Source organism: Kitasatospora sp. NPDC085879, from assembly GCF_040686255.1.
Lineage (GTDB): Bacteria > Actinomycetota > Actinomycetes > Streptomycetales > Streptomycetaceae > Kitasatospora.
In genome coordinates, this window is record NZ_JBFBJZ010000063.1 from 25,867 (window position 1) to 44,708 (window position 18,842).

The following is an 18,842-nucleotide window of genomic DNA, read 5'->3' on the forward strand; positions in this document are numbered from 1 at the left end:
CGGACGGTGCCTTGTCCAGGGGATTCGCGCGCGAGATCCACTCGCCCGGCCGTGCCCGCGCGCCGCGCGGCCGCGTCCTTGTCCATCGCCGCGGGCCGCGCGCCCGGGTATCGACAGCGCGTGGCGCGGGGCCATGGACAGCCGCAGCGGCGCGCGCCGCACCCGGCTCGAAAGGGAAGAGGCGTCCGCGCGGACCCCGCGCGCGAAAGCCCTGCGGTGCCGCGCGGCGCTGGCCGCCGGGCACCTGAATGGACAGCGCCCGGCGTCCAACAGGGGCCCCGAAGCCGGGCTCAGGGCTGGGGCCGGACCACGAAAGCAGAGCGGCAGATCGGCGGAGCGCCGGCCCGAACCGGTCACCGGACGCCTGCCCCAGAACGAGGCAACGGTCTGGAGAACCCGATCCGGGGGCGGCGCTGACGCTCTGCCCGTCCATCGGGAAGGCGGCAGCGTTTCCCCTGGACAATCGCCTTTGTCCAGGGGAAACGCGACCAGGCGGCAGGGGTTGTCCATAGGTCAGGTACCGGGCGCAAGGCCTGTCCACACCCGGCCGCGGCCAGCTCGTTCGGTCGACGCTCGCCCTGCGCCCGGGCCCGAACCAAGGCCCGAGCACTCAGACGGGCACTGCATGCGGCCGCGTGGGCTGTCCATAGCTCCCCGCGCGGCCCGTCTTCCCGGTCTGAACGCGCGGTACCGAAGGCTCAGCCGACGACCGCGGCCACGCGCGCGGCGCGCGCGGCGCGGGCCTCACGGTGCTCGCGCGCGCGGCCGCAGGAAGAGCACAGCCCCGAGTCCGGACGGCGCGCGGTACTGCGGCGCGCACACCGCGCGCCGGCACAGCGCCAGCCTTCCGGTCCCTCCACGCGCGGCGCGTCCCGGCCCGCGTGGCCCCGATCGCCGCAGCCGGCGGCCCACTCCGCGGCTGTGTTCTGCGCGGCCAGGCGAGCTGCGAGCTCCTGCAGCAGCGCGTCAGCGCCCCGGCGCTCAGCCTCGGCGGCTGCCGTCCGGGCAGCATCCAGGACGGCTCGGCGGGCCACCGCGCCGGCGCCCGGCCGGTTCACCTGGACAGCTTCGGCTGCCTCAGCCGCCAGGTCGCCCGCCCGCTCCAGCACCTGGCGGTGCTCGCACCGGCCGCACTGCCCGCCGTCATCGAACCCACGCCCCAGGCGTCCGCAGACCGGGCAGATCCGCGCCCCGCGGTCCGGGACACAGGCCGCGTGCACGCACTGGTCGCACACGGCGCTACGCGCCGACGGGGCCCCCGCGGTCCGGCGGATCCCGCAGCGGCCACACAGCGTGACCGACGGAAGCTGCGACAGCAGCCAGGCCAGGGGGCTGCGGATCACTCCGCGGTCGTCCATCGGACCGGCCATGCTCATCGGGCCGACCCGCGCAGCGAGCTGCGCCGCGAGAGAGTCCGGCGGCACGGTGCGCAGCACGACCTCGGCGGCCCGCACCGCGACCGCGCGCTGGCCCGGCGTCATCGCGTCCAGGACGAACGCCACCGGCGCCAGCGCCGCGCGTACCCGGCTCCGCGCGGACTCCTGCCGCCAGGCACCATGCCGCGCGCCGGCCGCGCGCCGCTCCTCCTCGGTGTCGGGTGAGCTGGAAGGAGTTTGTCCCTCCGCGCGCAGCGCGCCTACCTCGGCCGCGCTCCGGGGGGTCAGGCGCGCGACTACGGAGCCCGCCCTCGCGCGCCCGCGCGCACCACCGGCAACGGTGGCCGGCCCCAACGCGGCTTCGCCGGAGACCACCCCTGAACCTTCACCTTCTACTCCTGCGGTAGCCACCGGGGTGTGAGGGGCGTGCAGGTCCGCCGTACCGTCCGGCTCTGCCGCTTCCAGGACGCGAACTTCGGGGGCCGCCGCGACCTGGGACTTCCCGACGGCGGCAGGAGCCTGGTCCCTGACTGCCGCAAGCACGGGGTCTGCAATCGCAGGCCGGCGCGCTCCCGTGCTGCTCGTGGCGCGGTGAGCCGCAGCTACCGCCGGTATCCGGATCTCGCCGCGCGCGGCCAACCCGGACACCATGGCTTTGCGGACCAGCTCCAGCAACCCCGCACGCTGAAGGCGCGCCAGAACCCGCGCGCCCGCGTGGATGCCTCCGCCGATCAGGCGCGCGACAGTCGCCGCGGGACGGCCGACATGCGTGTTAACCGCCCCGCCGCACAGCCGGACCCGACCGTCCGCGCGCGCCTCCAGCACCAGCAGCACAAGCGCGAGCCGGTCGGTCGCCGCGCCGCGGCCGATCCGGGATGCGAGCAGCCCCGGCGCGGTCCGCGTACCGTCCTGGTGCTCCCAGCCCGGGCCGAACAGCCTCTCCACCAAGCGCAGCAGCGTGGCCAGCTCCGCACGGGTCAGGGCCAAGGGGTCTGCACCTGCGGCAGCGGCCGCGCGCATACCCGGCACAGCGCAGTCCAGCCCGGTCACCGCGCCGGAGGCCGCGCGCCGCTCCACGGTGTTCAGCGCGCCCGCACGCCGCAGCTCGGCCAGCGCCTTGTCGACGGTGGAGTTCCCCACCCCCATCCACCGAGCCAGTTCGGGCACGCGGACCCGCGCGATGCAGCCGGCGCGGTGATGGGCCTTGGCTGCGACGACGATCCGCAGCAACTGTGCCGCGTCCGAGAGTCCGGCGCCGGCGTCGACCAGGGCATGCACAGCCGCCGACAGCCGGCGGCGCATGGCGCGCCCCAGCTGCAGCGGGTCGGCCGGGGTGTCTCCCAGCGGGACACCGCCGGGCAGAGCGACGAGTCCGGCCTGCCTCACGGCGTGCGAAGTCGCAGAGCGGGGTGCGGGCACGCTCATGCCTGCACCCCGCTCGGATCCCCGGTGGCCCGGGACGAATCGGGTGGATGTACGTGCGGCGTCGATCACGTACAGCCATAGATGGTTCGGTGACGGCCGGTGTGACCGTCCGGGCCGAAAAGATTCCACAGGGCCGGAGACTGACGAGCCAGGCGGCCCCGGAAGTCACCTTCCTCATCGCGGTGAAGGCCTACTCCTGCTCGCTCGCCATCGCCAGCTCGGTCTCGTAGATCATCTGGCTCGCCATCAAGTCCTCCAGCGCCAGCTGCCGGGCCTTGATCTCCGCCTCCAGAACCCCGATCTTCGCCTGCACTGCCGCCAGACGGTCCGGCGCACGGAACGCACCGAACATACTCGCAAGGGCCGTGTAGTCCTCGCGCTGGAGCCAGTGCTTCACCAAGGCCTCCACGATGTCCCCGGCACGCGAAGCCGTGCTCTTCGACGGAAGCACGAGCGGTGCGTGCGTCGGGTGGGCGGACACCGTCGAGCGAAGCCACAGGCCGTCACCCGGGGTCATACCGGACGGGTCGAAGATGGCCTCGCCCACGAGGAACGGTCCGTCGGGACCGATCGTCGGCACGTCCACCCGCAGCTCGCGCTGCGCCATGTCGCCCTTGCCGAACTGGACGTAGACGCGGCCGACCTTGGGCTCGGTCCTGGGGTCGGGGTGGATCACGAACGACCCCATCTTCGTCAACGTGCTGTCGCGGGTGAGGAGCGAGACCTCGTAGGTGGAGCGACCCTGGGCGTCGTCGATGATCTCGACCGACAGCTCGCGGTTCGCGCTGGTGGTGATCGCGGTGGGGGGCATCAAGGCTCCTTCGGGGTGTCATCTCCCTTGCATGACTAATCTACATAAAAAATATTTATCTTGCAATGGAACTTGAGGGGACAGATCTCCCCCCAAGAAGAGCGACTCCCAGGAGAGGTGCCGACCGACCGCTCATGGGGGAGATCTCTCCCCCATGCCGCAACCGAGACGAGGAGAGAGATCTCCCCTACCGCGCTCGCCTTGTGACTGTTCCTCACACCGGTGACAAGCTCCGCACTGGCGCAGCACGAGTGCTCCCCGAAGCGTCAACAAGCAGCGCGCCCCCGCGACACCTGCGGTGTGACTGAGCGCCGTAGATGGCCAACGTTTTCGCGCTACTTGGCCAAGGGGGCGGTCATGCTGACCGGGGTGGAATCCCTCCGGTCGACGGCTGGGCGTCGAGGGAGGGAGCGTCACGGCGCCGCTAGGGGATGCTCACCTGACCGAGGGGAGCACCGGCACGAGGTTGTCCCAGCGGGAGATCTCACAGCCATTGCTGCGGTCGTAGGTGGCGTTGACCGGCCGCCCGGCCCAGAATCCGGTGATGTGCGCGGTGGCTGGGCCGCCGGAGATCATCGAGCACATCTCGCCCGTCGGCGCCGGCGCGAACGGGTCCTGCCCCCAGGTGGTCGCTGCGTCGAGCCGATCGCATGCCTGCAGCGGCCGGGGGTGCGAGCCGCGAGCCGGATGGCATTCGAGCAGGTACGTCCCGTCTGCTCCCAGGTACCCAGCGACTGTGACGGTCAGCCGGTCCTCCGTGTCGGCGACCGCGGGGACGCCGGTGGAGCCGGTGAACAGGGCGGCGATGGCGGTGATGACAGCGAGACGACGCAACACGGCGGATGCTCCTGGCGGGAAGGACAGCGGGCGGATTCGTCCTGACTAACTCCCGCCGCCACCCGACGTCACGCTGCTCATTCCGAAGGCGAGACCTTGGCCACAAGCGTGAGAAGCCTGTCCAAGCAGTCGGAAAACCCTGGCCATTTAACCTGCAAAGTGGCCATCTATCGCGCAAAGTCACATGCGGATGACCCTGCCGGCCGGCCTCCACGCCGCTTGCTTCTGCAGGTTGCTTCTGCCGGTTGCCACTGGGCATTGCTACTCGCGGTTGCTTCTCGGGGTTGCTACTCCCGATTGCGTCAACCCATACCGCTGGAGAGGGCCTTTCCGCAGCTCAGAGCCCGTTTGTCCATAGACCGACTGAAGCCGACTACTTCTCCCGGCAGCCGCGGTGCCGGAACAAGCCCATGCGCTGGAGCCGTACCGAACGAAGAGCAGAGGAAGAGCCGGAGAGGAACAGGCGCGCAGAGCAGGGAGCGGAGACGAGATCCCGGCAACCTGATGCTGCGCGCCGACGGCGTGGTGGTTGTCCGCTGCGCGGGGGCCCGGCGGCCCCGCTTCGCGGCGCCACCGGCCAGGAGGGGGAGGGCGGGGGAGAGGGGCCCGGCGGGGCGACAGGCTCGGTGGCTGGCCGCCCTGGCCGGTGTCCGGCACCCCTGCTACTCCCAGCGCATGCCCAGCTCGGTGAGCCGTGCGGCGCGGTCGGTGGGGATTTCGCCGCGCCTGCTGCGGCTGTTGGCGATGAAGAGTCCGAGGCTGATCTGCACGATGGTGCCGTCGGCGAGTTCCAGGGGTTCTTTGTGTTTGCGGGGGACGTTCAGGTGTCCTTCGCGTGCCCGGTACTGGGCGGCGGCGGCGAGGTTCCGGGCCTCTTTCTCCGCGTGGCTTACCTTCCCGGCCGGTTTCTGTTCGGGGGGCTGCGGTTCGAGTCCGAGGACGTGTTCGAGTGCCCATTGCTGGGCGGGGCTGAGCTTGTCCCAGCCGATCTGCTGGGCACGGCCCCACCCGGCGAGGTCCTCGCCCTGGACGACGACGCTGCCCGGCTCGGCCCCAGCCAGCGTGCCGCCGTCCTTGATGTGCCGCCAGGCCAGGGCGAAGCACCGCTGCCACTCCACCGACCAGGCCGGGCACCACACCGGGTCGATGGCGTCCAGCGCGGCCTTGCGGTCGGCGGTCAGCGCCCCCGTCCAGTCCAAGCCGGTCTCGCCAGCCTCAGCCCGGCGCTGGAGGGCCTCGGTGCGCCGCTGGGCGGTGCGCAGGTTCTTCATGATGGTCCCGACCGGCCGCCCGCCCCACACCGCCTCGTTGGGCGGGCAGGCGTGGCCGTGGTCGGCGGCGTACCCGGCGACCGCGGTCAGGTTGTCGGTGAAGGCGGTGTCGAACGCCGACCAGACCATGCCCAGCTCGTCCAGCTCCTTGACGCGCTCCGGGTCGAGGACGTCGGCGGCCTTGTAGCGGCGCTGGTCGGCCACCCACACCCCCAGGCGGTGCCCGGACGGCGCCCGGTAGGCGTACGGCACCTTCACGTCCCCGAACTTCTCCCGGTAGGCGAGCAGCTCCTCCAGACCACGCCGGAACTCTGCCCGCTCAGGCTCCAGCACCCGGGTGCGCACGAACGCCGCGATCACCGCCGGATCCCGCTGGGTGGAGAACTGCAGCAGCTGCTCCTGGCCGCTGGCGGAGCGGAACTCCTCCGGCTCCCCAGCTGCCGGGGCCCCCTCGGGGGCCGGGTCTCGGACTGCGGCATGGCCAGGCGCTCGACGGCGGCCGCGTCGTGGGATCGGAGCGCCATGAGCAGTTTGCTCAGCCCGTCGTAGGCCCGGGAGGTGAGCAGCTGGTCGCCGTTCTCGCCAGCTCCCAGCAAGACGGGCACCACGATGGTGGCGACCTTGCCGCTGCCGGGCTTCATCCGCAGCGCCCGGCCGACGGCCTGGACCAGGTCGACCATCGAGCCGCGCACGTCGGCGAAGAACACCGCGTCGCAGTCGAAGGTGTCCACGCCCTCGCTCAAGACCTCGACCGAGGCGAGGACGTACCCAGCAGCCTCCAACCGTCGCCACCGACCAGCGAGGCGAACGTGCCCAGCACAGCCCGCCGCTCGGCCGGCGTGTGCTCGGCCTCCAGCCACGTCGTGCCGATCAGCGCCGGGTCCTGCTCCCACAGCACCCGCGCCACGTCCGGCAGGCCGGTGCTCAGCGCCCGGGCCTCGGCGACCATGTGGTGGAAGGACAGCACCCGCGACAGGTCCCACTCCGCGCAGGCGGCCGACGAGGAGGGGTCATGGCGGGGCGGCACTACGTGCGGGGCCACTGGCGGAACAACCCGGTGCCGAAGGCGGCGAAGCCGGGGCTGTGGGTGGTGCTGGCGGCCGGGGCGGTCCTGCTGCTGATACAGCAGACCGGCGGCGGGACGGTACCGGAGCCCGGGCCGACGGCGCCCGCAACGGCACCCGCGCAGGCCGGCCACTGATGCCGCGGCGGCGACGGGGCTGGCGCCAGTTCGCACCGCGCACCACGGCGGACCGGATCGCCGCCGGCGTCGTCGCCGCGGTCGCCCTCATCCTGCTCTCCGAAGCCTTGCGTGCGGTGGGCCGCGTACTCGCGGTGGCGTGGCCGCTGCTGGTAGCCGCCGCGGTGCTGGCCGCCGCAGCCGGAGCCCACCGGCTGCACCGGTCAGCCGCGCGGCACCGGGCGGAGGCGGAGCGGGCCTCCCGCCTGCGACTGACCTTGGCGGCGATCGACGCCATGACGGACCGCCAGTTCGAGTTCGCCGCCCGCGACCTGCTACTGCGCGACGGCTGCGCCTCGGCCCGGCAGGTTGGCCGCCAGTGCGACCAGGCCGCCGACGTCATCGCCCACCATCCCGTGCACGGTCGGATCGTCGTGCAGTGCAAGCACACCAAGGTCGCCGGCAAGGTCGGCGCCCAGGTCATGTACCAGGTCAAAGGCACCGCCGGCCCCGTCCACCACGCCGATGTCGCCGTTGTCGTCACCAACGGCGGCCTCACCCCGCGACGCCGCCACCTGGGGCGACATGCACGGCATCCACTGGATCGACCGCGACCGGCTGCGCCGCTGGGCCGAGGACGGCGCCGCGTTCGGCGATCTGTTGGGCTCCAATTCTCGTGCCAGGCGCGCCGTCGGGAGGCGTGTTCCACGCGGAAAGAAAAGGGCGGTGGGAGCGAGTGGATAGCACGGGGCTGGGGCTACCCCTGATTGGATGCGGCCGACCTGAACCGTTGCATCATCAGGACCAGGGCCTGCTTCGAGACGTTCTGTACCTCGTCCTCGTCGTGCTCCGTCATCCCGGTCAGGATGCCGATGCTCTCAGGCTCGTCCTGCCACAACAGCGCGAGCAGTTTGGCCACGTGTGTCCGTGTCTCCACCGGCTGGTCAGGATGGGAGTGTGCGCACACCAGGGGGCATGCCATGTCTGTGAACCTCACGGCCAGCACGCCGAGGGCGGTGCCGCGGATGGTTGCGTCGGGGTCTTCGGTGGCGGTGAGGACGGCGCGGCGGCTGTCCTCGTGGTTGGGCCACCGCTCTCCCAGGACTCTAATCGGAGGAGGACTGACTGGCCTGGCGGCGTCTACGGCGAAGATCGCGTTGGGCTTGTGCTCGGGCACATTCTCGGGAGCAGTACTTGACCCCACTGGTGCGGTGCTGCCCGTATTCGGCCCGGCCGCGCTGGCGCACGAAGTTGCGCCCGCAGTTCTCGTTGGCGCACTGGCGTACGAAGGCGCCCTCGGCGAGGTGGTTGTAGAGCTGCAGGAACGCCACGGAGTAGACGGTGGGGTGGCGGTCGGCCAACCCGCCCAGGCCCACGCTGAAGCGGCCCAGTGCCTGCTGGAGAGCGGACCGCAACCTGAGGATCTGCTCCTCGATAAGCAGCTTCCTGAGATGGTCCAGAGAGGATGGCCAGAGTTCTTGCTTGTGGCTGTTCAGTGCTTGCAACGCAGCCAGCAGCTCGTCTGTGACCTCAGGGGCAACGAGTTCCTCCAGGCCGTTCTCGTGCTGGCAGGCGACCCACGTTCGGACGGCGTCTTGGGCGGTTTCCAGGTGCATGCGTACGACGTCGTGGTGTACCCCGCCTGGGAACCCGCCGGGGGGAGCCTGTCGAAGCAGCTCCCTGTAGTCCTCCTGATCTTCCTCGCGGAGGTCGCTCACATCCAGTTCGTCGCCACTCAGGTCGAACAGCATCCCGTAGGAGCAGTAGAGCGCCCCGACTTCCTCCAAGTCGTCCGCAGACACCGTCATCAGTTCCCGCAGGTAGAAGTCCTCCGGCAACTCGACCTCGGGCTGTCCGTGCGTGGGTGCCAGGTCCCAGACGAGCCAGTCTCCGCTGATCTCGACCTTCTTGAACGGCTGCAGTGCCGGCGTCGGGACAACGGTCCCCGGCCACAGCGTAGGACGAAAGCGTGGGTCTACGTATGACGACATGAGGCCAAGCTAGACGCTACCTTGGTGGTACGCAAGTAGGAGACTCCGTACTACGAGCACCTGCCGAAGTGGAAGGGAGAGCCGCATGACGGACTGGAACACGCGTAAAGCCATTGGTGATCAACACGAGTACTACGTCATCCAAGAACTCCAGCGCCGAGGGTGGACTGCGCACCCCTTCGGCCAGGGCACCTACCCCACTGCCATCCAGGACGCGCTCCGCCGTACTAACTCGCCCCTGCGTCAACTCCCCGACATGATCGCCGCCCACGGCAGCCGAATCGCCTGCATCGATGCCAAGGCGCGGCTTCCCAGCACAACCTCTGACCGCTACGCCATTTCGTGCAAGAGCGTCCACGCCGGCCTCCAGTTCACCGGCCTTCATGCCCCTGTCCCGCTGTACTACGTCTTCGGTGATCTTCGGGTGCTGACTCCTGCGGAGATCGCCCACTACAGCAGCCGTGGGAATGACCATCCCACTGGCTCCTACTACCTCATCAGCACGCAGCATGCTCATCCCTTCGACAGCATCTTCGGCCCGACCAAATTTCAGGACGCCGCCTGAACGCGCTGACACTGCCCGCGATGGTCTCAACACCGCACCTGTGGGCCCCTCCAGTGGCGCCCCTGGCGCACACCGATCGAGGCCTCTTGCAGTAGCCCGGACCCTGTCCGGACATCCGCAAGGGACCTCGTCTCATACAGCTGGAGGTGGGCCGTGTCGTCGGCCTAGTCGAACGACTGTGCTGCCGTCAACTCGCGCCAGGTTTGTCAGTGGTGGCTGGTATTCATGTCTTACGACCCGATTGGGCCGTTTGGGTGGCGAAGGGTGGATGAGCATGGCAGCCGAGCGGTACGTCGACCACGACGTCCTCAAGGCCTTCGCGCAGAACAAGGTAAACGTGCCGAAGGAGGATGCGAAGGAGCGCCGCCGGCAGGTCAACCACCTGCGGGAGCGGCTGGAGGGCTACATCAAGGACCATCCGGACTTCGACCTGGTGAAGCTCCGGGCGTCCGGCAGTACCGCCAAGCACACGGCCATCCGCCGCCGCAAGAGCGAGGGCTCCGACGCGGACGTCGCCGCCTACCTGCGCACCACCAGCACCGACATCGACGTCTCGACCATGCTGACCTGGCTGCGGGAGCGCTGCATCGAGGTCTACGGCAAGACGAAGGTCGCGGACGACTTCGTGATCTCGAACCACGCGGTGGGCATCACCATGCGGGGCAGCGGCCTGAAGATCGACGTGGTGCCGGTGCTCTACACCGGCGAGCCGGACGACAAGGGCTACCTGGTCACCCGCGACGGTACCCAGGTGCTCACCTCCGTCACCCAGCACCTGCAGTTCATGAAGAAGCGCAGGGACACGGCTGGCGACGGCTACCGCGAGCTGATCCGCCTGCTGAAGGCGTGGATCCGCGAGAGCAAGAACGCCGACCCGGACCTGCGCTGCAAGAGCTTCCTGATTGAGCTCCTGGTCGCCCACCTGTGGGACAACGGCTGGAACGGCGAGAAGCTCCAGGTCAACGACTACCCGCGCGCGATCGAGCAGGTGCTCGCCTACATCACCCGCACCGGGCTGAAGACCCCGATCGTGTTCACCGACTACTACAAGGCCACCGAGGTGGCCGCCTCCACGCGCCCCATCCAGATCTGGGATCCGGTCAACCCAGAGAACAACATCGTCGGCATCTACGAGGAGGCTGACCGTCAGCGACTGGTGAGCCACGCGAAGAGCGCGCTCGACATCCTCGGCGAGGCCGCCTACGCGCACTCGAAGGGCGCGGCCCTCGACTGCTGGCGCGAGCTGTTCGGCCCCGCTTTCCCGGGAGCGTGACCATGACCGGCTCGTACACCAGATCCGCCTCCTTCACGATCACCGACGCCCGCTACGTCGGCGGGAAGATCGGCGCGGACCTGCGCATCCTGCACAACTACTTCGGCAAGCCCTCCCTCGACACCATCGAGAACTACGTCGAGGAGGTCGCCCTGCTCCTGCGCGACGGGTACCTCGGCACCGTCGACTACGGCTTCCGCGACTCCGCCACCAACAGCTGGAAGCTGCGCCTGCGATACACGGCCACCCTCGGCGGCCAGCTCACCGACGCCCGCGCAGGAAACCTCCCGGACTCCGCCGACCTCGCCAGCTACGGCTTCCACAGCTTCCTGACCTACAGCAACAAGTTCCTGCTGCTGACCAGCAGCGAGAAGGACAAGGTCAAGGGCGCCCTGCCGTTCTCGCGGACGACCGGCGAAGAACCGAGCGCCCTCGCGGGCATCAGCACGGCCGGGCACGGCTACGCCCGCAACGGCGCCGGCGTCGCCCGCGGCGTCTACGTCGCGTCTTAGTCCAGCGCCACCTGCAGAAGGGACACCACGTGACCACCCAGGACGACCTGTTCCACCCCGTCATCGAACTGCCCGAGCTCACCCGGTACGACCGCTACCGCCGCCTGGTAGGCCTGGAGGACACGAAGGTGCGTCTGCGCAAGGAGGCCGCCCTCCTCGCCGACCCGCGCCGACTTCAGCAGTGGGCCGCCACCCACCACGGCGGTGACGTCGCCGCGCTCACCCTGTTCGCCGACCGCGCGCCGCTGTTCGTCTTCGCCGGCGACGTCGGCTCCGGCAAGTCCGCCCTCGCCGAGTCCTTCGGCTGCGACCTCGCCGACTACCTCGACCTGCCCGTCAACCTGTACCGGCTCAAGCTGGCCACCCGCGGCAGCGGCATGGTCGGCGAGATGACCTCGCTGATCGGCGGCGCCTTCGCCCACATCCAGGCCGTCGGCGCCCGCGCGACCGGCCCCCGCGGCGTGCGGTCCGTTCAGATCCTCGTCGTCGACGAGGCCGACGCCCTGGTCCAGTCCCGCGAGGCCCAGCAGATGCACCACGAGGACCGGGCCGGCGTCGACGCCTTCCTCGCCGGCATCGACAGCCTCGCCGGAGCCCACGTCCCGGTCATCGTCGTGCTGTGCACCAACCGGCTCGGCGCCCTCGACCCCGCGCTGATGCGCCGCGCCGCCGCCACCTTCACCTTCGCCCGGCCCGACGACCAGCAGCGGCACGCGGTCCTCACCCAGGCGCTCGACGGGCTCGGCATCGGCGCCGGCACCATCGGCAAGATCGTGGCCCTCACCGGCCCGACAGCGGACAGGCCCGGCTTCACCTTCTCCGACCTCACCCAGCGGCTGGTCCCGACCGCCGTCCTCAACGCTTTCCCCGACCGCCCGGTGAACGACGAGGACCTCCTCGCCCTCGCCGAGGTGCTGCGGCCCACTCCCGTGTTCACCGAGGAGAGCTGACCGATGGAGCCGCTGCCTGCCCCCAGCGCCACCAGCGTGAGGACCACCGGCGACTACTACCAGTACCTCGCCGTGTGGGAGGCCTGCGTGACTCTCCTGCGGGAGAACGCCGCCCGCGTGCCCAACCCGGTCCAGGCGGTCGGCGTGGAATACGAGGGCGTTGGCAACGTCGACGACGTCGTCCTGCTGCGCGGCACTCCGCCGAGCACCTACAAGCAGCTCAAGTACACCGTAGACAGCTCTACCCCGGTCAACGAGGAGTACCTCACCAAGCCCAGCAAGGACGGCGGCAAGTCGGTCCTCAAGAAGATCGCCCTCGCGTGGCGGCAGCTGACCGCCGACGGCGACAGCGCCGACCTGGTCCTCGCCACCAACCGCGCCCCGGACCCGTCCGACGAGCTGGTGCCCGTACGCGACGCCCGCACCGGACTCCTGATGCCCAAGGCAGCCACCGGCGGACCCCGCTCGAAGCTCGGCCTGGCCCGGGCCCGCTGGGCCGATGCCGTCGGCCTGACCGAGGCCGAGCTCCTCGAGCTGCTGTCGACGCTGCGCTTCGACCTGGCCCAGGACATGGTCCGCTACCAGGAGCACCTCGGACTGCTGATGGCCGTCACCGGACTTCGCCACGACCAGCGGGCCGTCGAAGAGGGGGCCAACTGGGTCGCCAAGATGGTCCGCGAGGGCCGACGTGAGCTCACCCTGGAGATGGTCGAATCCGCCGTCGCCGACCTCGGTCTGAAGGCCGGCCCCGCTAGGGCCGTGCTGTCGATCGCCACGCTCAAGCCCGACCCGCTGGCCCCCGACGCCGACCACACCCTCGACTGGGTCGACCGCTTCGACGGCGACTCCGACTTCGACAAGCGCCACCCGATCACCCCAAACACCTGGGCGCAGCTCCAGGCCGACATCGAGGCCGCGCCCGGACGGCTCCCCGTCGGCAGTACCGCCATCTCGGTCACCGGCAGCTTCCGCCTTGCCCCGGCCTTCCTGGTCGGCACCACCTTCCGCATGGTCACCGGCACCGACCTCGCCATCATCCAGGGCCCCCAGCTGTGGTCCACCACTGACCCGTACGACACCGCCCTGGTCCCCGACGTAGCGGAGCACCAGGTCAACCAGGGCGACGAGCTTGCGGTGGCCATCGCCATCGCCACCGACCCGACCGAGGACGTACTGGACTACCTGCGCGACCAGAACCTGCCCGTCTCCAAGCTCCTCGTCTACAACCCGCCCGGCGGCGACGCCAAGGACAAGTCCGTCCCCGACGGCTCGGCCGCCAACGCCCTCGCCGTCGGAATCCGCGACCACCTGCGCCGCCAAGCCCGCCCCGTGCGGCGCCTCCACCTCTTCCTCGCCGCTCCACGAGGCCTCGCACTGCTCCTCGGCCACCGATGGAACCGGCTGCGCCAGACCGTGGTGTACGAGGATCTCAACCCTGGCTACGAACCCGCATTCACCATCCAGGCATGACGCGCGTGCCCCCGCGGGGCCCGTGTCGTTAGGCCTGGCGTGCGCCCCGACCAGGGTGCGCGGCGCACCTGCTCCACACCGTCCGGCCCGTACACCCCCCACGGGCCGGATGGTCATGGCAGCACCGCCCGGGGCGGTCGGCCGCCCCGCGCTCCCGGCCAGTGGGGCCGGGTCGCCACGCGTGTGGTCGACGCGTAGCGTCGAGGTGGAGCAGGATTGTGGGTCGCCAGGGGCCGCCGGTGGTGAAGGACCGGCGGCCCCGCACTATCGACTGACGAACGCCGGGCCCGCGCGGGCACGGGCCATGCCCCACACCCGAGAAGCCGCCACCCGTGCGTTGGGCGGCGGCTTCCGGTGCTTTCTCAGGGCTGCGCCAGCCTATCGCCGACCGGCTGGCCGGGCTGGGACGCCGGGCCTACCAGTCGAGCGGCGGGCCGAGGTAGTCGTCGCTGTACGCGTCCCCGGCACGCTCGTCGGGATCGGACCGCCGGAACACCAGCCGCCGGTCGACCCGGGGCATGCCCTTGTCGATGCAGGGGTCGCGACGTACGGCTCGCCGCTGGGTGGCGTCCCAGGGCTCCGGGAGGAGGTGCCCGCCGTGGCAGTCGACGTCCCCGCAGTGCACTCCCACCGGGCCCATCCCGGGGCTGCTCATGCCCACTCCACGCCGTGCTCAGCGAGCTGCGCGAGCTGCCCCGCGCTCAGCTTCGCCCGCCTGGCCTTCGTGTTGTTCATGAACGCGCCGAGCCCGATGTGCACGACCTCGACGCTTTCCTCGCCGCCGGGGCCGGCCACCACGACCTCGAGCGGCTCGCGGTGCGGGCGGGGCACCTTCGCGTGGCCCTCCCGCTCGACGAACGCGGCCAGCGCCGCCAGACCCTGGGCGAAGCGGTCCGCGCGGGACACCTTCGGCTTCGCCTCCGCCGCGGCCTTCGCCGCCACCAGCTCGGCATCGGCCTCAATGTCGATCGCCGCCAGCAGGTCCTGCTGATCCTGCTCCAGCCCGGGAAAGCCGGCCCGCTGCGCCACGACCCAGCGGCCGAGCTGCTCGCCCTCGAACACCGTCTCCTCCGGCAGCTGCGCCCAGTCCACGCGGCCGTCGGACTCCAGCCACCACATCCGCGCCACCGCGTAGGCGCGCTGCCAGACGATCGGCCAGGTGGGGCACCACCACGGGTCGATCTCCTCCAACGCGCGGCGCCGCTCCGGCGCCAACGCCCCCGGCTCGCCCGCGGGCACCTGTGCCGCTGCCCGCAGTTCTGACAACCAGGTGCCGATCGCGTACCCGCCGACAGACGCCCGCGCCGGCGCCGCCAAGCTGCCACCGTGCTCCTTCGCCCAGACCCGCGCCCAGGCCAGGCCGGCCTCGAACCGCGCATCCGACACCGACCAGATCATCCCCAGCGCATCCAGCATCTCCACCCGATGACGCGCCAATTCACCCGCAGCATGCTCCGACCTCCTGTCCGACACCCACTTGCCAAGCGGGAAATTCCCCTCCTTCCCCACCAATTCTGAATAAGGAACGTCAAGGCCACCCGTCTCCTGGAACCAGCGCCTGGCGTGGTTAATACCCTCCCGCCAGTACTGATTCTCACCCTTCAACACCCGGGACGCGATGAACAGCGCCAGCACATTCTCGTCCACCGGCGTCCGGAACCGCACCGGCAACGTGAACGCACCCGACCAACCCTCACCTGACCCACCCTCACCAGGCAAAATGACAGCCTCAGCGCTGCGCCCCTTCGTGCGCCGGCCGGACTGCTGAGGCACCGCCAGGGCCTCCACCACGCGCTCGTCGTGAGACCTCAGAGCAGACAAAATACGGACCAAGGGTCCGTAGCTGTCCGACTCCAGAATGTCCCCGGGTTCCTCTCCGTGCGCCAGGAAAATTGGCACGATAAGGCTTGCCGTCTTGCCCTCGCCGGGCTGGATTCGCAGGGCCCGGCCGATGGCCTGGACGATATCCACCATGCTGACCCGGCCGTTTAGTACCACCGAGTCTGCATTCGGAATGTCCACGCCCTCGCCGAGAATACGGCACTGGGACACGATCCGGTGCCTGAGGCCATCGTCCTCCTCGCCCCGCCCGAAGTCGCGAATGACGTCCTTGCGGAAATCCACGTCGTGCTCACCGGAAAGCCACTGCGCCCACATTTCGTCCGGGTATTTCTGCGGGTTGTCGAGGTGCAGTTTCTCGACGGTCTGGTTCAGCGTCTCGGAGAAGTAGCGGGCCTCCAGGGTGCGGTTGTGGAAGGTGATGCACCGCTGCAGGTCCCGCTCGACGACGGTCTTGATCAGGCCGGCCTGGATCGCGGCGAGGTGCGCGGCCGGCACCTCGTCCCCGCTCCCGTCCTCGGCCTCGCCGACACCGGGGCCGAACGGCACGCCCTGCCGCTCGGCCCCGGTGCGGTCGGCACGCGGCTCGCGCAGTTCCAGGACCACGACCTCGAACGGCGCGAGGAGCTTGCGGTCGATGGCCTCCGCGAGGCCCAGAGTGAACACCTGCGGCCCGTAGATCCGCTGGTCGTCCATGGACACCGCGAGCTCCTCCGGGAGCGGCTGGCGGGCGTCCTCACGCCGCCTCATGGCCGCGCTCGGCGGTGCCCAGATTCGCGGGGTGGCGGTCATGTAGAGCCGGCGCTCGGCGGGGATCTCGGCCTGCTCGTGGACGATTGTCCAGCTCTTCTCGACGCTGCCCGAGGACCGGTGGGCCTCGTCGCAGCACATCAGGGCCAGCGGCGCCAGCACCTCACCCCGCTGCTCGGCCCAGTAGGCATAGGCATCCGCCACGGCCCCGACCGAGGCGTACGTGGCGAACAGCGTCACCGGCCGCCGCCGGGCGGCCGCCTGGTCCAGCCACATGCCGATCATCAACGCACTGGTCGTCGCCCTCACCCCGGCCGGCAGCTCGGAGTCGACCAACGAGCAGATGGCGTACATCTCCCCGGACCGGCCGGCGGCACGCCACGAGCCGATCATCTGCACCAGCAGGTCCAGCGTCGGCACCACCACCAGGACAGTGCCGTGCGGCGCCAGCTTCTGGCCCGCCGCCGCCCCGACGAACGACTTCCCGGAGCCGGTGGCCATCTGCACCGTGACCCGCAGACCACCCGGCGGCACCGGCCTGCCAGGACGGGGCGTCAGGCCTCGCACGATGGCCTCCAGCGCCTCCTCCTGATGCCCCCGCAGCGAGACACCGGAGGCACTCCGAACGGCCGTCAGGCCCGGCATCACGGCGTCCACGAGACCGCCCCTCTCCTCACTCATGGGTGCAGTCTTCTCGAGCGCTGCCTGATCGTCTCCTGGCTGAATGGGCTGCCGCATCATGCCTGAAGGGGGCGCAGCTGGACCAGGGTGAGCCAGGTCTCGGGGTCGGGTTCGACATAGGCAGCGCGCACGACATATGGCCCAGCCTCCAAAGCCACCCGTACGTGATCTTGATGGTGGCACTCGGCACCCGTCCAGACCGAGTCGAAGAGCACGACCGGCCCTGGCACTTGCCAGAGCAGCTCGCTCTCCCACAACGCGGCACGCATCGCTGTGTCCACGCTGCCGAGCATGGCCTCCTCGGACTCCGCCGCGGACCAGCGCACGAACACGTTCTGCACCGACAGATACGCCGTCGAGGCCGGCTCGTCCCCCAACACCAGGGCTTGGGCCGACCCAACCTCGATCAGGCCGATGAAGCCCTCAACAGCACAGGCCCTGTCATAGTCGTCCCCGGCCGATCCCGACCACGCCCCCAGCACGGCTTCCGGGACCACGACGAGCGGCCCTCCCCCAGACTCCACCCACGAGACCGCTCCCGGCTCCCCGTACATGACCATGCGCGCAACCTACACAGAACAGCCGACGAGCGTGATCCTGCAGGCCGACGACGGGCCCAGGTACCGCACTCGCACACCACTCCCTTCGTATGGCTGCGCCGGATGCCCGCCGGTGCCGTGCTACACCGTCTGCCGGATTGGAGGTGGGGACGAGCCTGGTCAGACACAGCGACAGCGACAGCGGTGACAGGGCGCTGCCGTACGGTGTCCTAGGTACCGAGAAGGAGGCACCGATGAGCGCTCAGCCGATCCACGGCCCCGAGCTGATCCCCAGGCCCGCCCAGACGCCCCTGGCCCTGTACGAGGCCGTCGCGGCCCTCCTTCCGCACCGGCTGACCGAGATGACCGCCGACCAGGCCCGCGCCATGACCGAAGCGGTCGAGCACCAGAGCCTCAAACCCCTGCTGCGCTTCACGGTGAAGTGGGCTGTGGACGTCGAGATCGCGCGCCACCCAGAGACGCTTGCCGAGCTGCACCGCGCCGAGTACCTGGCCCATCACGCCGAGAGCCGGGAAGAGCGTCGGCGGCAGGCCGCGCTCGCCGGCGCCATCGTGGGCGCCGCTGCCGAGGCGGTGCGCGGGTGACCTGGGACTGGGAGTACAACCCCGACGAAGACACCGTCGCCGAAGGGGCACCCCTCGCCTTCGTAGCCCAGGTCGAGAAGAAGGCCGACGAGATCGTCCGCGCCGCCGCAGCGCTCTACCTGGACGGCACCACGTACCAGGGGCCCGGCGAGGGAATGAAGTCCGCCGACATCGAAGACGGTATTTTCTGGTACATGATTGTCCCGCGTGACGAACGCGTTTATATTCTGCGAATCCAGTCCCTTTAGCTGGATTCAAGTGGAATTTCTGCCCGGCGCCGGGTGAGCACGGAGGCTGCGGCGGGATATGCTTGCGCCAGGCTTCTGATACCGCCCCATCCTGGGTTTCCCGGATCGGTCTGCCGATTTTCCGGCCGGATGGGGAGGGGCTTTGCGGCGGGATCACCTGACGGTCGACAGTTGATACATGTTGGGATGGGTGGCCCGGGCAGACCCGGCGGAGCAGTGCGTGGGACGACCGGCCGGTCCAGGGATCGTCGGGGCCGCCGTTCCGGCCCGGCCCCGACGGGCAGTCAACCCAACCACCCCGGGCCACCCCGTCCTCCTAGCCAGCCCTACTCCACCTCAGCCAAGAGCCCAGCTCACACCTATGAGCAGGGCTCAGCCACCGGGGGCCGTCGGAGCGAAGCGGAGCGGCCCCGAGAGGGGAGCGAAGCGGACCGACCAGGCCCCGGCGAAGCCGGGCCGGGCGGGCCCAAAGGAAGGCCCCCGACACCCCGGGCGGGGCCGCCCCCCCCCCCCCGGGGG

20 protein-coding genes are annotated in these 18,842 nt (G+C 70.3%); 9 read left to right on the top strand and 11 right to left on the bottom strand.

Translation table 11 applies throughout. The features are described 5' to 3' along the window. Positions 1-698: 698 nt before the first annotated feature. The 6 genes from AB0P35_RS33370 to AB0P35_RS33395 all read right to left on the bottom strand — a co-directional run bounded on the left by AB0P35_RS33370 (position 699) and on the right by AB0P35_RS33395 (position 6,687). Positions 699-2,801, bottom strand: a complete 2,103-nt coding sequence (locus AB0P35_RS33370) for a hypothetical protein (RefSeq protein ID WP_363518394.1) — start codon at positions 2,799-2,801, stop codon at positions 699-701. A 190-nt stretch (positions 2,802-2,991) separates the two neighbouring features. Continuing rightward, positions 2,992-3,612 carry a hypothetical protein gene (locus AB0P35_RS33375; RefSeq protein WP_363518396.1) on the bottom strand — a complete coding sequence of 207 codons (621 nt, stop codon included), beginning with the start codon at positions 3,610-3,612 and terminating at the stop codon, positions 2,992-2,994. Positions 3,613-4,047: 435 nt separating this feature from the next. Further along, entirely contained in the window at positions 4,048-4,449 is a 402-nt protein-coding gene (locus AB0P35_RS33380; RefSeq protein ID WP_363518398.1) for an SSI family serine proteinase inhibitor, read from the bottom strand. Between the two features lie 662 nt (positions 4,450-5,111). Continuing rightward, positions 5,112-6,080 carry a helicase associated domain-containing protein gene (locus tag AB0P35_RS33385; RefSeq protein WP_363518400.1) on the bottom strand — a complete coding sequence of 323 codons (969 nt, stop codon included), beginning with the start codon at positions 6,078-6,080 and terminating at the stop codon, positions 5,112-5,114. Beyond that, complete coding sequence (locus AB0P35_RS33390; protein ID WP_363518402.1) at positions 6,077-6,502, bottom strand: helicase-related protein; 426 nt, start codon at positions 6,500-6,502, stop codon at positions 6,077-6,079. The genes AB0P35_RS33385 and AB0P35_RS33390 overlap by 4 nt, the downstream gene beginning before the upstream one ends. Further along, on the bottom strand, positions 6,460-6,687 hold the full coding sequence (locus AB0P35_RS33395) for a hypothetical protein (protein WP_363518404.1): 228 nt from the start codon (positions 6,685-6,687) through the stop codon (positions 6,460-6,462). The genes AB0P35_RS33390 and AB0P35_RS33395 overlap by 43 nt, the downstream gene beginning before the upstream one ends. A gap of 45 nt (positions 6,688-6,732) precedes the next feature. On the opposite strand from AB0P35_RS33395, the gene AB0P35_RS33400 reads away from it, so the two are divergent. Next, complete coding sequence (locus AB0P35_RS33400; protein ID WP_363518406.1) at positions 6,733-6,921, top strand: hypothetical protein; 189 nt, start codon at positions 6,733-6,735, stop codon at positions 6,919-6,921. 275 nt (positions 6,922-7,196) lie between these two features. Further along, positions 7,197-7,667 carry a restriction endonuclease gene (locus AB0P35_RS33405; RefSeq protein WP_363518430.1) on the top strand — a complete coding sequence of 157 codons (471 nt, stop codon included), beginning with the start codon at positions 7,197-7,199 and terminating at the stop codon, positions 7,665-7,667. Here AB0P35_RS33405 and AB0P35_RS33410 read toward each other — a convergent pair. Further along, positions 7,658-8,077, bottom strand: a complete 420-nt coding sequence (locus tag AB0P35_RS33410; RefSeq protein ID WP_363518433.1) for a hypothetical protein — start codon at positions 8,075-8,077, stop codon at positions 7,658-7,660. The two genes, AB0P35_RS33405 and AB0P35_RS33410, sit on opposite strands and share 10 nt — an antisense overlap. Beyond that, entirely contained in the window at positions 8,007-8,891 is an 885-nt protein-coding gene (locus AB0P35_RS33415; RefSeq protein ID WP_363518408.1) for a hypothetical protein, read from the bottom strand. The genes AB0P35_RS33410 and AB0P35_RS33415 overlap by 71 nt, the downstream gene beginning before the upstream one ends. An 85-nt stretch (positions 8,892-8,976) precedes the next feature. On the opposite strand from AB0P35_RS33415, the gene AB0P35_RS33420 reads away from it, so the two are divergent. The 5 genes from AB0P35_RS33420 to AB0P35_RS33440 all read left to right on the top strand — a co-directional run bounded on the left by AB0P35_RS33420 (position 8,977) and on the right by AB0P35_RS33440 (position 13,661). Continuing rightward, a complete protein-coding gene (locus tag AB0P35_RS33420) occupies positions 8,977-9,456 on the top strand; it encodes a hypothetical protein (RefSeq protein ID WP_363518410.1) in 480 nt (159 codons plus the stop codon). Positions 9,457-9,730: 274 nt separating this feature from the next. After that, positions 9,731-10,729 (top strand): CBASS oligonucleotide cyclase, encoded by a 999-nt coding sequence (locus tag AB0P35_RS33425; protein ID WP_363518412.1) that lies wholly within the window; start codon positions 9,731-9,733, stop codon positions 10,727-10,729. A 2-nt stretch (positions 10,730-10,731) separates the two neighbouring features. After that, the gene (locus tag AB0P35_RS33430) at positions 10,732-11,241 is read left to right on the top strand and encodes a hypothetical protein (protein WP_363518414.1); all 510 of its coding nucleotides are present in this window, start codon (positions 10,732-10,734) and stop codon (positions 11,239-11,241) included. A gap of 29 nt (positions 11,242-11,270) precedes the next feature. Then, positions 11,271-12,191 carry an ATP-binding protein gene (locus AB0P35_RS33435; protein ID WP_363518416.1) on the top strand — a complete coding sequence of 307 codons (921 nt, stop codon included), beginning with the start codon at positions 11,271-11,273 and terminating at the stop codon, positions 12,189-12,191. A gap of 3 nt (positions 12,192-12,194) precedes the next feature. Continuing rightward, entirely contained in the window at positions 12,195-13,661 is a 1,467-nt protein-coding gene (locus AB0P35_RS33440) for an SAVED domain-containing protein (RefSeq protein WP_363518418.1), read from the top strand. Positions 13,662-14,076: 415 nt separating this feature from the next. Here the strand turns inward: AB0P35_RS33440 and AB0P35_RS33445 are convergent, their stop codons facing one another. The 3 genes from AB0P35_RS33445 to AB0P35_RS33455 form a co-directional block, all read right to left on the bottom strand. Then, the gene (locus AB0P35_RS33445) at positions 14,077-14,316 is read right to left on the bottom strand and encodes a hypothetical protein (RefSeq protein ID WP_363518420.1); all 240 of its coding nucleotides are present in this window, start codon (positions 14,314-14,316) and stop codon (positions 14,077-14,079) included. Then, positions 14,313-16,907 carry a Helicase associated domain protein gene (locus AB0P35_RS33450; protein WP_363518422.1) on the bottom strand — a complete coding sequence of 865 codons (2,595 nt, stop codon included), beginning with the start codon at positions 16,905-16,907 and terminating at the stop codon, positions 14,313-14,315. The genes AB0P35_RS33445 and AB0P35_RS33450 overlap by 4 nt, the downstream gene beginning before the upstream one ends. A gap of 80 nt (positions 16,908-16,987) precedes the next feature. Further along, on the bottom strand, positions 16,988-17,491 hold the full coding sequence (locus AB0P35_RS33455; protein WP_363518424.1) for an Imm21 family immunity protein: 504 nt from the start codon (positions 17,489-17,491) through the stop codon (positions 16,988-16,990). A gap of 233 nt (positions 17,492-17,724) precedes the next feature. Between AB0P35_RS33455 and AB0P35_RS33460 the strand changes: the two genes are divergently transcribed. Both AB0P35_RS33460 and AB0P35_RS33465 read left to right on the top strand, forming a co-directional pair. Continuing rightward, positions 17,725-18,075 (top strand): hypothetical protein, encoded by a 351-nt coding sequence (locus tag AB0P35_RS33460; protein WP_363518426.1) that lies wholly within the window; start codon positions 17,725-17,727, stop codon positions 18,073-18,075. Next, positions 18,072-18,323 (top strand): hypothetical protein, encoded by a 252-nt coding sequence (locus tag AB0P35_RS33465; RefSeq protein ID WP_363518428.1) that lies wholly within the window; start codon positions 18,072-18,074, stop codon positions 18,321-18,323. Before AB0P35_RS33460 ends, AB0P35_RS33465 begins: the two co-directional genes overlap by 4 nt. Positions 18,324-18,842 lie beyond the last annotated feature (519 nt).

Bases quoted from the DNA above. Each gene is read 5' to 3' on its own strand.
- AB0P35_RS33370 (WP_363518394.1), bottom strand. From the start codon at position 2,801: ATGAGCGTGCCCGCACCCCGCTCTGCGACTTCGCACGCCGTGAGGCAG.
- AB0P35_RS33375 (WP_363518396.1), bottom strand. From the start codon at position 3,612: ATGCCCCCCACCGCGATCACCACCAGCGCGAACCGCGAGCTGTCGGTC.
- AB0P35_RS33400 (WP_363518406.1), top strand. From the start codon at position 6,733: ATGGCGGGGCGGCACTACGTGCGGGGCCACTGGCGGAACAACCCGGTG.
- AB0P35_RS33405 (WP_363518430.1), top strand. From the start codon at position 7,197: ATGACGGACCGCCAGTTCGAGTTCGCCGCCCGCGACCTGCTACTGCGC.
- AB0P35_RS33415 (WP_363518408.1), bottom strand. From the start codon at position 8,891: ATGTCGTCATACGTAGACCCACGCTTTCGTCCTACGCTGTGGCCGGGG.
- AB0P35_RS33420 (WP_363518410.1), top strand. From the start codon at position 8,977: ATGACGGACTGGAACACGCGTAAAGCCATTGGTGATCAACACGAGTAC.
- AB0P35_RS33425 (WP_363518412.1), top strand. From the start codon at position 9,731: ATGGCAGCCGAGCGGTACGTCGACCACGACGTCCTCAAGGCCTTCGCG.
- AB0P35_RS33430 (WP_363518414.1), top strand. From the start codon at position 10,732: ATGACCGGCTCGTACACCAGATCCGCCTCCTTCACGATCACCGACGCC.
- AB0P35_RS33440 (WP_363518418.1), top strand. From the start codon at position 12,195: ATGGAGCCGCTGCCTGCCCCCAGCGCCACCAGCGTGAGGACCACCGGC.
- AB0P35_RS33445 (WP_363518420.1), bottom strand. From the start codon at position 14,316: ATGAGCAGCCCCGGGATGGGCCCGGTGGGAGTGCACTGCGGGGACGTC.
- AB0P35_RS33455 (WP_363518424.1), bottom strand. From the start codon at position 17,491: ATGGTCATGTACGGGGAGCCGGGAGCGGTCTCGTGGGTGGAGTCTGGG.
- AB0P35_RS33460 (WP_363518426.1), top strand. From the start codon at position 17,725: ATGAGCGCTCAGCCGATCCACGGCCCCGAGCTGATCCCCAGGCCCGCC.